This is a genomic window from Fictibacillus tiangongensis (genome assembly GCF_048083785.1).
Lineage (GTDB): Bacteria > Bacillota > Bacilli > Bacillales > Fictibacillaceae > Fictibacillus.
This window is the reverse complement of record NZ_CP182294.1, coordinates 3,096,339-3,109,489: the sequence shown is the minus strand read 5'-3', so window position 1 is coordinate 3,109,489 and position 13,151 is coordinate 3,096,339. Positions and strand designations below refer to the sequence as shown.

Below are 13,151 nucleotides of genomic sequence, written 5' to 3'. Positions count from 1 at the left end.
TCTATACGGTATGCAAAACAAAAACCCCAAGACTAATCGTAGTCTTGGGGTTTTTCCATTATGAAGCTTCTTCTAAAAGAGGTTCTTCAATGGGAGAATCTGATGCTACTTCATTCTCCACAGATTGTTGTGGTGCTTTAGAAACTTCAGCTTGTTCAACTTCTTGTGTGAACGCAGAAATTGGTGTAAGGCATGAATGTTCTTTTGAAACATTCTGATGATAAGTGGCTAATGCTTTTTGTTTTAACTCAGAATCAGTAACATTCGATGTTACTTTGATGCGTACTTCAATTATGATACCATCAATAATAATTTCAATGTAAATCCAATGTTCTTTAGGAGTCTCTTCTTTAGGAGTCTCTTCTTTAGGAGTTTCCTCTTTAGGAGTTTCCTCTTTAGGAGTTTCCTCTTTAGGAGTTTCCTCTTTAGGAGTTTCCTCTTTAGGAGTTTCCTCTTTAGGAGTTTCCTCTTTAGGAGTTTCCTCTTTAGGAGTCTCCTCTTTAGGAGTTTCCTCTTTAGGGGTCTCTACTTTAGGAGTCCCCTCTTTGGGAGTCTCCTCTTTGGGAGTTTCCTCTTTAGGAGTTTCTACTTTAGGAGTCTCCTCTTTAGGTGTTTCTACCTTTGGCTTATCTTCCTTAGGTGCTTCTTTAGGTATATTTTCTTTCGGTACTTCTGGTTTAGGTTTTTCTTCTTTTGGTAATTCCTGTTTTGGTTTATCCTCTGCAGGCTTTTCCTGCTTAGGTCTCTCATCCTTTGGTGCTGTTACTACAGATACACTCTTTGTAGGATTTTTGTGTGTATTCTTGTCTTGTTCTCCTGCAGAAGAGGCAGGGGTATTTACATGTTTTTCATGCTCGATTTTTACAGGTTTCTCAGCGGGCTTTTCTTCCTTTTTTGGAGCAGAAGGAATTTCAGCATGACTGACAGGTAATTCGAACGTTTTCTTTTGTTGGGGTTCTTGTACTTTTTCTTGAACCGGTAGTACTTCCTTCTCGATCTTTACTTCATTGCCTGAATCTTTTATATCTAAGATAGGAAGAGGTGGTTCGTATACAAGATCCTCTTTTTTACGATCAGAGGCTTCTACTGTTTCAATGTCTTCTTTTAAAAGCTCTTTGATCGGTCCTACCTTTTCAGATATTTCTTCAATAGTAAGACTGGAGATTTCATTCTTTGTGATATTCTTACCTGACTTCTTAGCTGCTTTATATATAGCATAGTGACCAGGTGACATTTTCATCTTTTTTGATTGTTCACGTTCTTTAGAACTCATCACGATTGTGGTCATCTCTATTGAGTTCTTTCTAGCTTTCTCCGTCATGACTTTATTCACTTGTTGTTTGATTTCTTTTTCCTTATCAGCAGGTATTTCCTCAGATAAAGTTGTAGTGATCAATACTTCTTCCTTTGACTTCAGATAGCCTAGGTCTTCACATGTTTCAAAAATAAGGTCAGTTACATGTTCGATGTCTTCATTTTCCCAATCGTTCAACCGATCAAGAACCATATGTCCTTGCTGATTATAAGCAAAGATATCAAGAACTTTCATATCTTCATCGATCTTTAACTCGAGACTAGGATCCATGTTTATACCGACATATGCATAGGCTCCAGGTCCAGATACCGGTGCAAGCACTTGAAAGAACAAGAGGAAGATCACTAAAGCTACAGCAGTTCCGGTTTTCCAGTTAAAGATAGAAAAAGCAGTTTTTTTGTTCTCTTGTTTTACTGGAAGACGGATTTCTTGACCGACCATATAGGCAGCGTTGGTATTCTTAATCTTTTTAAATTCTCCGCCTTCAGCAAGAACGATGACATGGCGTTTGTTAACTTCTACAATAATCGCTTTGTTCATTAGTGTTTTCCTCCCGTGCCAGGAACATATTGCAGCAACACTTGATAATTTTCTATAAAAATAAGGGTAAGAGCGGTTATGTATTCTCGTTGTTTTTTCATGGTGTGCTTCTGATGCTGTGTACTTTCATTATGAAGAAGGGGCAACCGTTTCCACGTTAAAAAGTAATTCCGCATCTCAGGATCTTTCGAGATTACTTCAGCAACTTTTATAGCTTGTTGTCTGTTTTCAACATCCTTAGGAGTGCTGGAGACTAAGTGACTAAACTCTATTCCATATTCTTTTAGACGCATTTTAAAATGCGATATTTCTTTTGCAGGATCTGGTTCATCCGTTGCCTTCGTGCATAGACTCAACGATGAATGTGAAGACGGTGTTTCAAATGCAGGCTGAAATGATTTATTTTTTTTCGAAAACCAACGGCGGATCAATTGTTCCCCCTCCTTCCAACGAATATGTAAAATAATATATTTCAAGATAATAATAACCAAATTATTATAGTATACTTTCCTATTAAAAAATAGGGAAGAAAGTCACAAGAGCAGATGTTTATGAAGTTTGATAGCGCTCATAGATGGAAAAACTGAGAGTGGGTGATGAAGTTGAAATATAATAAGGAAGATCGAGAGAAATATAGTGAAGCGATAGATCGCATGCAAGAGGGTTTAGACAACATGATCGATTTGTACAACGAAGCAGAAGATGATGAAGAGCTGATTCAGTATGATGAAGAAGTCATAGCGGCAATCAGGCAAGCGAAAGAAAGCTTTGGAGAGGATTTTATCAACCAAAAGATAAACACGATTGTTAAAGAAGTGCTCTCACTCATGCAGGGGGGTCAGACCCCCGACAAAGACAAATAGTGCTTCTTTGTCCATCTCACTAGGACAGTCGTAACCTTCAAAACCAAACACCCGCCTTCAGTCATTTCAGAGGGCGGGTGTTTGGTTTTCTTATGGATTGCATATCATAGAACATACATAAAGATCGGAAACATGTTCCAGCATAACCATAGTGTAAAGATAAATAGAATGGAGATTGGAATAGACACGGTATACTGAATCCATCTTGTTGTTTCTGAACTGAGCTGCCACACTTTGCGAACCACAAGGATGAACAAAGGTATGGTCAATAGAAGAAAGAATAATCTTACCCAATATACATAAGTCACGGTATCAGGTGTTAATGAGAATAAAGAGATGAAGCACGCGATGTCTATTATTCCATATAAAGGCCAGATGACTTGTTTCACCTTCTTAGAATCATGTATCGTTAGAAGGTAGAAACCAATCATGCAGATAATGGTGAATACAATCATTGTAGACCTCCTAATCTGGTATCTTTTACTCTATTCTTTGTTTTTATTTTTTATGAGATAACGATGCAATGAAATGAAATTCTACAATTAAAATGATGCATAACAGAAAGGTGATAGAGATGAAAATCGCAGTTATTAACGGAAGCTCTAGAGAAAACGGAAATACGGATGCTTTAACACAAAAGGCATTGGACGGGATTCAATATACTTCTTTTTACCTCAAAAACCACAAAATAAATCCTATAGATGATCAGCGCCATGATAGAGGAGGCTTTGATAAGGTTGATGACGATTATGAAGAGTTAATCAATCAAATCCTGCAGCATGACATACTTATTTTTGCTACACCTGTTTATTGGTATGGGATGAGCGGAGTTATGAAAAACTTTGTAGATCGGTTCTCACAGAGTTTAAGAGATGAAACATTGAACTTTAAGGATAGCATGAGCAAAAAAAAGGCTTATGTTATTACAGTGGGCGGAGACAATCCTCGAATAAAGGGATTACCATTAATTCAGCAATTTCAATATATATTTGACTTTTTAGGTACTGAATTTGTTGGCTATTTAATAGGAGAAGCAAATGCACCTCATGAGATTTTATCCGACTCTAAAAGCCTAGGAGATTCTCTATCGTTTAATAAAGCTTTATTGAAGCATACTGATAAATAGTCAGTGTGTTTTTCTATATTCCTAATTGAAAGTAAAAAAATTCAGCAATGTTCTATAAGAGTTGTTTTTCATTTGAAGTATCAACCTGGACAATTCCATCTGTTTTGTTTAAGGATAAACATTAATGCGAACCCAAAAAGAGGAAAATAACTCTTGTGTTTTTTTGTATTTAATAGAAAAATAGAGAAAAGGCATTTCTTGTAAATACTTTAAAAATAATTCAACAAGGATGTAGAACATGCGAAAGACTTCGTTTGAATTACAAAATAAAAAACAGATGATGCACACGTTCTATGAAGCGGTTAATAGCGGGATTATCGTAATAGAACCTTGTGGCACGATTCTATATGCCAATACAAAAGCGTGTGGCATGTTAAGATTGACTGATTCTGAAGTTGAAGGCGCATTTCTATATGAGCTTCCTTTCTTTATTACAGATTCAAACAGTGAGAAATGGTCACTTAAAGAAGCTTACCTTCAACATGTAAAAAACAAAACACAAGAATATCAGGTCGAAATAGATTTAATCTGTAACAACACAGGCTTTTCGTCATCGTTGTCTGTTTCAATCGTTCCTCTTAAGAATAATTTGAGCGATCTATCCCTTATTACGTTAACGGATTATGAGCAGTTAAAACGTACAGAAAAAAAGTTGAATCGCAGTCAGCAGCGTTTTTACTCACTTGTCAACTCAATGGAAGACACTGTCTTTACGTTAGATACTAATTTTGTACATACAGGCATCTATGGAAGATGGATGGAAAAACATGGTGTGAAGCCATCCTATTTCTTAGGTAAGACCGTCCGAGAAGTTTTTGGCGCTGAGATTGCCGAAGGGCAAGAAAAAGCATGTCGTCTTGTTCTACAAGGTAAATCTCAATTTTATGAGTGGAGTAATGTCCGTGAAGGGGAACGTCTCTATTATCAGGCTATCCTGTCTCCTATCAATAATGATCAAGGTCAGGTTGAAGGAATTGTGGGTGTTTCTAGAGATATCACTCAAAGTAAGAGGATGGAACTGGGACTCAGAGAGAGTGAAGAGAGATTCCGCCAATTTGCTGAGAATGCAAAAGACATCTTTTGGATGCAAGATTACAAAACGCATCAGCTTCTTTACATATCAAAGGCTTTTAAGCAAATATGGGATACTGAAGGTAGTGATCTCATTGAATCAGTTTTTACAGACGTTCACTCAGAAGATCAAGAAGCAGTCTCAGCATTCATTAAACTGATCGCACAACGTGAATCACAGATCGAATACCGTATACACGGCAAAAATAACAGAGTTCGCTGGATTCGCACAAGAGCATTTCCAATCACCAATGACGAGGACGAGATCTATCGAATAGCAGGAATCTCTGAAGATATTACAGATTTAAAAGAAAAAGAAGAGCTGCTTAGAAAATCTGATAAGCTCACTGTGGTGGGTGAGCTTGCTGCAGGAATCGCTCACGAGATTCGTAATCCGCTCACTAGTATCAAAGGGTTCGTCCAACTGATGAAAGCGGATATGGAAGATCTTCATAGCGAGATCGTCTTATCAGAGATGGATCGGATCGAATCGATTATTACTGAATTTTTAGTATTAGCTAAACCACATCAGGAAACGTTTTTTCAGCAGAGAAACGTGAATGATTTTATTAAACAGACAATCACGCTGTTAGATTCAGAAGCAAATCTTAATAACGTTCAATTTGAGACGCATTTAAAGAATGTGCCTCAGATTCTTTGTGAAGGAAATCAAATTAAACAAGTCATCATCAATGTTATTAAGAATGCTATAGAATCCATGGACAGCGGAGGCACGATTTTTGTAGAAACAGGAGCACATGATGAAGGCTATGTTTTTATTAAAGTTACTGATCAAGGAGTAGGAATAAGCGAAGAACGGCTTGCAAGACTTGGGGAACCCTTTTATTCCAATAAAGAAAAAGGCATTGGACTAGGCCTCATGGTATCATTGAAGATCATTGAAAATCATCATGGAAACATTACCTTTGAAAGTATGTTAGATATTGGGACAACGGTCACGATATTGCTGCCCACTAAGCTATTACCATAAGATTTGATAAAACACATTTCGGCTTGCTGAAATGTGTTTTATTTTGCTTGCTAAATAAGTGTTTACAGTTTTTTTGTAAAGGGTAACCATATACAAGATGCATGAAAAATCTGATCTTTTTGATAGGTGAGAATTAACGTAAAATTGAGAACATTTCTAATTCATGCTACCCTTGTCTAGTAGGGGGATGTACAAAAAAGGGATATTCAAGGAGGATAAGAATGAAGGATTTTAAAAAGAAGATTGGTATTTTAGCTGTCATTTTTTCAATGTTTGTTCTAGCTGCATGTGGCAGCAGTGAGTCAAGTGACGGGGGTCCAGAATTAAAAAACGAAGGTGAATTTAATTTCATCGTATCAGGAGAGTTCCCACCATTCAGCTCAGTTGATAAGGGCGGAGAACTAACAGGATTTGATGTTGCAGTTGGTAAGGCGATTGCCAAAGAACTTGGCCTAAAGCCTGTCCCAGAAAAGTTTAAATTCCACGGCGCTGTATCCGCTATTAAGGCAGATCGTTTTGACGCAGCAGTGGCAAGCCATACAATCACTGAAGATCGAAAGAAAGCAGTGAATTTCAGCGAGCCCTATTATTACTCAGGTCCGGTAATCTTCACAAGACCAGACAGTGATATTAAAACAAAAGAAGATTTAAAAGGAAAAGAAGTTGCTGTTTCAAAAGGCTCTACCTATGAAAAATCTGCACAGGATTTCACAGATCAGATTAAAAACTATGATAGTGATGCGACAGCATTGCGGGCGTTGAGTGAAGGGAAACACGATGCGGTTATCACTGACGCAATCACGGGTAAACAAGCGATTGAAAAAGGATTTAAGATTGTTGAACAAGAGCAGCTTGGTACGAGTGAACAAGCGATCGCTATTAAAAAAGAAGATAAAGAATTGCTTAAAGCGGTAAATAAGGCATTAAAGAAGATGAAGGATAACGGTGAGCTTGCGAAGCTTAGTGAAGAATACGTCGGTGCTGATATCACGAAGAAGCCTGAATAATGGTGGAGCCGCCCTCATGAGGTTACGTGTAGGGTGGCTTTCTTTTATACAAACAGTTCAACACACCACAACACACCATTAAAAAAGAGAATGAAAAGGGGAGGACAATGGCATGTTTGATCTCGCACACATTTTAGACGTACTAGTAGAAAGTTATCCACTCTTCATGAAGGGACTATGGGTCACACTTCAGCTTACCTTTGTATCGGTTTTAATCGGTACGGTAATCGGACTCATTTTTGCGTTATTTAAAATCTCAGGAATTAAAGTTCTAAATTGGATAGCGAACATTTATATTGCACTTATTCGCGGTACCCCATTGATCGTACAGATTTTTATCTTTTACTTTGGTCTAGCGGAATTAGGTATTTCTGCCTTCTGGTCGGCGGCATTTGGACTTGCTATGCATAATGGTGCTTATATTGCGGAGATCTTCAGAGGTTCTATTCAGTCAGTTGATAAAGGGCAGATGGAGGCAGGACGTTCATTAGGTATGACATATGGTTTAGCGATGAGAAGAATCATCCTGCCGCAAGCCTTTAAACGAGCGTTACCTCCTTTAGGTAACCAGTTTATTATTGGTCTAAAGGATTCATCTCTTGCATCTTTTATTGCCCTTAACGAGTTGTTCAGTATTGCAACGACACAGGGATCTAGAACATTTGATGAGATGACATACCTGATTATCGTAGGTCTATACTATCTAATACTCGTTCTTCTTTTCACATTATTGGTTAACCTTTTAGAGAAGAAACTATCAGCTGGGGAATAGGAGGTGTCTGAGTTGAAAAAAGAAATGATACGCATTGAAAACTTGAAAAAGAGCTTTGGAGATCTAGAAGTCTTAAAAGAAGTGAATCTAAACGTACAAGAGAGCGAAGTAGTAGTCTTAATTGGTGCCAGTGGTTCTGGAAAAAGTACTCTTCTTAGATGTATCAATTTCCTTGAGATTAAAAACGGTGGAAGAATTGTCATTGAAGGAGAAGAAATTGATCCGAAAACTCATAACTTAAATGAAGTGCGCCAAAGAGTAGGGATGGTTTTTCAGCACTTTAACTTGTTTCCTCACAAAACGGTATTGGAAAATGTGATGGAAGCTCCTCTTAAAGTAAAGAACCAAAATAAATCAGAAGCAGAACAGGAAGCAAAAGCTTTACTTGGGAAGGTGGGCCTTTCTGATAAAGCAGATGTTTATCCAGCGAAATTATCCGGTGGACAAAAGCAGCGTGTTGCTATCGCAAGAGCGCTTGCGATGAAACCAGATATCATGCTTTTTGATGAACCAACATCAGCACTCGATCCAGAACTTGTAGGAGAAGTGCTCGCCACAATGAAAGAGCTAGCGCAAGAAGGGATGACAATGGTCGTTGTGACTCATGAGATGGGCTTTGCGAAAGAGGTAGCAGATGAGGTCGTTTACATGCACGATGGACAGATCTGGGAAAGAGGAAAGCCAGAAGAGCTTTTTGATGCTCCAAAAGAAGAGCGCACGAAAGATTTCTTAAGTTCTATTCTATAAAGGGAAGAAGGTGCAGCGAAGATGCTGCACCTTTTCTATTGGCTACCTTTGAGCCGCAGAAGATTGTACGGACTTTCCCGTTCGTTCTTGGATCATAAGAACGGCACCTAATACAAATAGAATACCGATACCTTTAACAAAGGAGATGGATTCTTTGTACAGCATCATACCCATCAAGGTTGCTACTACAGGTTCGATAGTAGACACGATGGATGCTTTGCTCGCATCTATTTGTTGTAAGCCTTGAGTATAGAACCAATAGGCAAATACGGTTGGAAAAAGACCAAGACCGAGCACGTTCATTAAAACGGCAGGGCTAAAGACTTGTAGGCCAGCAGAAGATATACCGCTGATTGGAAATAAAGCAAGCATAGCAAAGAAAAAAGTATAGATACTGATGGTTAACGTTTCATATTTTCGACTAGCTAACTTACCAAAAATGCTGTAAAGAGAATAGCCAAAACCAGCCCCTAAACCTATCAAAAGACTCAACATTGAGAGTTCTAATTGAGCAGAGAACAGACCTGAGACAAGTGTACAGCCAAAGAAGGTAGCTGCGAGTGCAAAGAGTTTCTGCCGGGTCAACTGCTCTTTAAAAACAATAGCTGATATGACAAGCACAAATGCTGGTGCTGTATACAAAAGAATAGCAGCAATAGCTAGTGAGGATGTTTGTATCGTCGTAAAATAACACCAATTGAAAAAGGATACACTTAATATACCTGTCCCTAAGAAATACCATATATCTTTTAAATCGATCTTTAGCAGGCTAGAATTTTGTACAATAATCCATGCTAGGAATAATAGAAATGCGCTGGCAGCTCTTAAAAAGACGATCTGCAAGGATGTAAATCCCTCATGTGAGAGTTCTTTAACGAAAAAACCGATGATTCCCCAAAGAGACGCACCGATCGCTACATATAAAAAAGCAAGTTTCGTTTGATAAGGCAATTGGTTCATCCCCTATAAAAAATAATCAACATTCTACTGAAACTTTAACAAAAAACACCCTTACTGTATATCACAATAAAGGTGTTTCACAATTATTCCATCTTATGTTTTATCTTTTCTACTTCCTCTTCTTCCTCTTTCACGATATCATCATCAATGTCTTCTTTAAAAGCGAAGGAAAGTAACAATGATACTAATATCCCTCCACCGATCAAGTTACCGATCGTAGCAGGAATTAAATTAAGAAGGATAAATTCATACCAACTGTATTCAAATCCTTCTAACACGGTAATGCTAAAATACCCCATGTTCGCCACGGCGTGTTGGAAATTCCCTGCTTCAAATATGATAACAGGTAAAAGAATTCCAAAAATTTTACCCATTACATCTCTTGCTGCTGTGGCAAGAACGGCTGCAATTCCAATAAGCCAGTTTGCAAGAATACCAGAGAATAATACTTGAAACCAACCCCATGTGCCTCGTTCAGTAAACTCCATCTTTTTTTCCATGAACTTTAAAAGTACCTCATAAAATTCTTTATCTAATGAACCTGACATATTAAGTAGAAACCCAACAAACAATGCTCCTAAAAAGTTACCGATATAACAGATTCCCCAAAACCTCAGTACCTTTTTACTGATCCAGTATTTAGATTGTAAAATATAGCTGGGCAGTAAGACATTGATCTCTGTAAATAGAATCGATCCGGATAGAAAGATCATCGTATATCCGATAGCAAATCCAACCCCTGATAAAAGGTTAAAGGGACCAGAAGTTTCGACCCCCATGGATAATAAAACGGAACCTAATGCGCCAAATGCGATAAAAGCACCTGCCATAAAAGATAAAATGAATTGTGCTAAGTTTGAAACTTGTAAAGATGCCTTACCCTCTTCAATAAAATATTCGATAATTTGAACTGGAAAAAAGTATTGCCGATCTGGAACAGCTGCTTTTTTGCTATTATTATTGTCTTGATTCTCTTTCATGTTCTGCATTCCCTCTTATTATGTCATCCTGGTTCTACTACTCTTCCCATAATTTGAAGTATGCAAAACCAAATATGAATAATTTTATACAATAAAAATTGTTATTTACTTTTATATACCAAATTTATGTGAGATTTGACTTAATTACGGTAATCAAATTGAAACATTAAAGGCGACTATCCTCATGCGAAGCGATACATTTCCTTATCTATACTATTAATATACTCAAATAATAATAGGTTTCGTTGGAAGGAGAGAGAAGACTTTGAAAAAAGGTTTAGTGTTGTTTATGGGGATATTACTTGGGAGCTTATCATTTTGGAGTTACAAGGGAGAAGCAGCAAGCTATGTAAATCCAAATCAAACGTATACATATGAAACGATGACGAGTAACATTAAAACACTCGCTCAAAAATATCCTGGATTAGTCCAATACCGTTCTCTTGGGAAAACACCTTATGGCAGAGATATATGGGCAGTGAAGCTGGGTAGGGGTGATGCGACAGTGCTCTACAATGCATCTCATCATGCCAGAGAATGGATGACGACAAATATCGTGATGGAGATGATCGATCAGTATAGCGAACGTTATGTAGCCAACAGTACGATGGACGGTTACAATGTTGCAAATGTATTGAATAACACGTCGATCTGGTTTGTACCAATGACAAACCCAGACGGTGTCACACTTCAGCAAAAAGGTCTATCTGCTTTTCCTGCAACAGCTCATGCCAACCTCATCAAGATGAATGGTGGAAGCAAGGATTTTAAAAGATGGAAGTCGAACGCACAAGGAGTTGATCTGAACAGACAATATCCTGCGCGTTGGGAACAGATCTCAAATAATGCGAAAGCTCCTTCTTATAAAGACTACAAGGGTAGTGCTCCACTTGTGACGAAAGAAGCAAAAGCAATGACTGCTCTGACGAATCTCGTAGATCCTGAAATTACTAATTCTTATCACACAGCTGGAAGGATACTATACTACCATTTTAATTATGGAACAAATACCTTTGAGGGAGACAAAGCGCTTGGTACAACCCTGGCTAACATGACCGGCTATCGACTCATTCCTCCTGATACTCAGCTATCAAGTGGTGGTGGATACAAAGACTGGTTCATCCAAACCTTCAAACGCCCAGGTTTTACGTTTGAACTTGCTCCATATGCAGGCGAGACGAACCCGCCGATCACGATTATTAACGAAGAATGGACAAGGAATAAAAAAGCAGGACTTTATATGGCAGTAGAAGGGGATAAGCGTTGGGAGAAGCGCATAACACCAATAACAAAAACCGTTACGCTTACTCAAAAAGTTCCTTTACATGATCGTCCTCATGTAAATCATAAGATGGCAGCAGCGAGCCTGTACCCAGGGACGTATAAAGCAAATGCAGCATATGGTAATTTTTATCGCATTCAAACCATCCTTGGACCAAAGTGGATTGTTAAGTAAAGCATAAAAAAACTGCTCTCTGAACCCTAGAGAGCAGTTTTTTTCTATGCACTGATCGTATGAGAGGAATCTACTTTCGGTTCTGGAACAAACATAAGAATCGTAATTCCAATGATGAACAGAACGACAAGGCTGAACACGGCACTAGCAGAGTTTCCAGTCACTTGAGCGGTTACAGCAATTAACAACGGACCCATAATGGAAGCGAACTTTCCGAAAATATTATAAAAGCCAAAGAATTCGTTCGAGTTTTCTTTCGGAACCAGTTTAGCAAAATAGGCACGGCTTAACGCTTGAATGCCACCTTGAGACGTAGCAACAAGCATGGCTAAAATCCAGAAATCCATGGTTGTTTTTAAGAAATATGCATAAATACAAACGATGATGTAGACCACAATTCCGACATAAAGCATCTTCTTGCCAGTAAATCTCTCTGCTAACCTTCCGTATAAAATGGCAAAAGGAGCAGCGACCACTTGTGTGACAAAAAGGATGATTAAAAGATTAGTAGAACTGATTCCAAGATCTGAACCGTAAGCAGTGGACATCGTTATGATGGTTCCAACGCCATCGATATAAAAGAAATAAGCAAGCAGAAATAAAAACAAAGCACGATACTTTCGTATTTCTTTCATTGTTTTACCTAAACGTTTAAAGCTGTTGATAAGAGGTTTCGGCTCTCGTTCGATGCCGTACTTCTGATAAACGTTCTTTAGTATAGGAATCGTAAAAATTCCCCACCAAATGGCAGTGATTAAAAAGGCAATCTTGCTAGCTAAAGTAGTTGAAATTGGCAGAACTTCATTTTGTGCCAACACGATAATTGCGATACTGATCAAAAATGGAATCGTACTTCCGATATATCCTAATCCAAAACCTCTAGATGACACTCTGTTCATTCTTTCTTTCGTTGTTACATCGGTTATAAAAGCATCATAAAAGACATTAGATCCGCTAGAGCCGATTGCAGTTAGTGTATAAAAAATTAATAATAATAGCCATTGATCACTTGGAATAAAAGCTAATGATGCGGTAGAAATAAGACCAAGTGCAAAAAAGAAAGTGAAGAATCGTTTCTTTAAACCTTTATAATCTGCAATTGTACCTAAAACAGGGCTAAGCATCGCTAATATAAACGTGGCGATCGCGATGGTATACCCCAAATAAGCGGTTGAATCTGATGAACTGACTCCTGCATTTGTTGCAGCTGCTTTAAAGAACAAAGGAAATACAGCTGTTGAGATAATAATCGAATACGCTGAGTTTGCCCAATCATAATACATCCAGCTATTCTCTTCTTTTGTAAACCGTTTCATAGGTTTT

At 38.0% G+C, this 13,151-nt stretch carries 13 protein-coding genes; 7 read left to right on the top strand and 6 right to left on the bottom strand.

The genetic code is table 11. The features are described 5' to 3' along the window. Positions 1-58: 58 nt before the first annotated feature. Positions 59-1,855, bottom strand: a complete 1,797-nt coding sequence (locus ACNJYY_RS16605; protein ID WP_416729365.1) for an anti-sigma factor domain-containing protein — start codon at positions 1,853-1,855, stop codon at positions 59-61. Then, entirely contained in the window at positions 1,855-2,286 is a 432-nt protein-coding gene (locus ACNJYY_RS16600) for a hypothetical protein (protein WP_416729364.1), read from the bottom strand. Before ACNJYY_RS16600 ends, ACNJYY_RS16605 begins: the two co-directional genes overlap by 1 nt. Before the next feature lie 171 nt (positions 2,287-2,457). On the opposite strand from ACNJYY_RS16600, the gene ACNJYY_RS16595 reads away from it, so the two are divergent. Then, entirely contained in the window at positions 2,458-2,718 is a 261-nt protein-coding gene (locus ACNJYY_RS16595; RefSeq protein WP_416729363.1) for a hypothetical protein, read from the top strand. 104 nt (positions 2,719-2,822) lie between these two features. Here ACNJYY_RS16595 and ACNJYY_RS16590 read toward each other — a convergent pair whose 3' ends face one another. Beyond that, positions 2,823-3,173, bottom strand: coding sequence for a hypothetical protein (locus tag ACNJYY_RS16590; RefSeq protein ID WP_416729362.1), 351 nt, complete (start codon positions 3,171-3,173; stop codon positions 2,823-2,825). Between the two features lie 125 nt (positions 3,174-3,298). Between ACNJYY_RS16590 and ACNJYY_RS16585 the strand changes: the two genes are divergently transcribed. The 5 genes from ACNJYY_RS16585 (at position 3,299) to ACNJYY_RS16565 (ending at position 8,432) form a co-directional block, all read left to right on the top strand. After that, positions 3,299-3,844, top strand: a complete 546-nt coding sequence (locus tag ACNJYY_RS16585) for a flavodoxin family protein (protein WP_416731898.1) — start codon at positions 3,299-3,301, stop codon at positions 3,842-3,844. A gap of 238 nt (positions 3,845-4,082) precedes the next feature. Then, complete coding sequence (locus tag ACNJYY_RS16580; RefSeq protein ID WP_416729361.1) at positions 4,083-5,906, top strand: PAS domain S-box protein; 1,824 nt, start codon at positions 4,083-4,085, stop codon at positions 5,904-5,906. A gap of 221 nt (positions 5,907-6,127) precedes the next feature. Continuing rightward, positions 6,128-6,913, top strand: coding sequence for a transporter substrate-binding domain-containing protein (locus ACNJYY_RS16575; protein WP_416729360.1), 786 nt, complete (start codon positions 6,128-6,130; stop codon positions 6,911-6,913). Positions 6,914-7,025: 112 nt separating this feature from the next. Next, positions 7,026-7,685 (top strand): amino acid ABC transporter permease, encoded by a 660-nt coding sequence (locus ACNJYY_RS16570; RefSeq protein ID WP_137788536.1) that lies wholly within the window; start codon positions 7,026-7,028, stop codon positions 7,683-7,685. Between the two features lie 24 nt (positions 7,686-7,709). Next, positions 7,710-8,432 (top strand): amino acid ABC transporter ATP-binding protein, encoded by a 723-nt coding sequence (locus ACNJYY_RS16565; protein ID WP_197222864.1) that lies wholly within the window; start codon positions 7,710-7,712, stop codon positions 8,430-8,432. A 42-nt stretch (positions 8,433-8,474) separates the two neighbouring features. On the opposite strand, the gene ACNJYY_RS16560 is transcribed toward ACNJYY_RS16565, so the two are convergent. Together ACNJYY_RS16560 and ACNJYY_RS16555 are read right to left on the bottom strand one after the other, a co-directional pair. Beyond that, positions 8,475-9,383 carry a DMT family transporter gene (locus ACNJYY_RS16560; RefSeq protein WP_416729359.1) on the bottom strand — a complete coding sequence of 303 codons (909 nt, stop codon included), beginning with the start codon at positions 9,381-9,383 and terminating at the stop codon, positions 8,475-8,477. A 92-nt stretch (positions 9,384-9,475) separates the two neighbouring features. Beyond that, positions 9,476-10,372 (bottom strand): formate/nitrite transporter family protein, encoded by an 897-nt coding sequence (locus tag ACNJYY_RS16555; RefSeq protein WP_416729358.1) that lies wholly within the window; start codon positions 10,370-10,372, stop codon positions 9,476-9,478. A 265-nt stretch (positions 10,373-10,637) separates the two neighbouring features. Between ACNJYY_RS16555 and ACNJYY_RS16550 the strand changes: the two genes are divergently transcribed. Further along, the gene (locus ACNJYY_RS16550; protein WP_416729357.1) at positions 10,638-11,828 is read left to right on the top strand and encodes a M14 family metallocarboxypeptidase; all 1,191 of its coding nucleotides are present in this window, start codon (positions 10,638-10,640) and stop codon (positions 11,826-11,828) included. Positions 11,829-11,872: 44 nt separating this feature from the next. On the opposite strand, the gene ACNJYY_RS16545 is transcribed toward ACNJYY_RS16550, so the two are convergent. After that, positions 11,873-13,144, bottom strand: coding sequence for an MFS transporter (locus ACNJYY_RS16545; RefSeq protein WP_416729356.1), 1,272 nt, complete (start codon positions 13,142-13,144; stop codon positions 11,873-11,875). Positions 13,145-13,151: the final 7 nt, after the last annotated feature.

Bases quoted from the DNA above. Each gene is read 5' to 3' on its own strand.
- ACNJYY_RS16605 (WP_416729365.1), bottom strand. From the start codon at position 1,855: ATGAACAAAGCGATTATTGTAGAAGTTAACAAACGCCATGTCATCGTT.
- ACNJYY_RS16590 (WP_416729362.1), bottom strand. From the start codon at position 3,173: ATGATTGTATTCACCATTATCTGCATGATTGGTTTCTACCTTCTAACG.
- ACNJYY_RS16580 (WP_416729361.1), top strand. From the start codon at position 4,083: ATGCGAAAGACTTCGTTTGAATTACAAAATAAAAAACAGATGATGCAC.
- ACNJYY_RS16575 (WP_416729360.1), top strand. From the start codon at position 6,128: ATGAAGGATTTTAAAAAGAAGATTGGTATTTTAGCTGTCATTTTTTCA.
- ACNJYY_RS16570 (WP_137788536.1), top strand. From the start codon at position 7,026: ATGTTTGATCTCGCACACATTTTAGACGTACTAGTAGAAAGTTATCCA.
- ACNJYY_RS16565 (WP_197222864.1), top strand. From the start codon at position 7,710: ATGATACGCATTGAAAACTTGAAAAAGAGCTTTGGAGATCTAGAAGTC.
- ACNJYY_RS16555 (WP_416729358.1), bottom strand. From the start codon at position 10,372: ATGAAAGAGAATCAAGACAATAATAATAGCAAAAAAGCAGCTGTTCCA.
- ACNJYY_RS16545 (WP_416729356.1), bottom strand. From the start codon at position 13,144: ATGAAACGGTTTACAAAAGAAGAGAATAGCTGGATGTATTATGATTGG.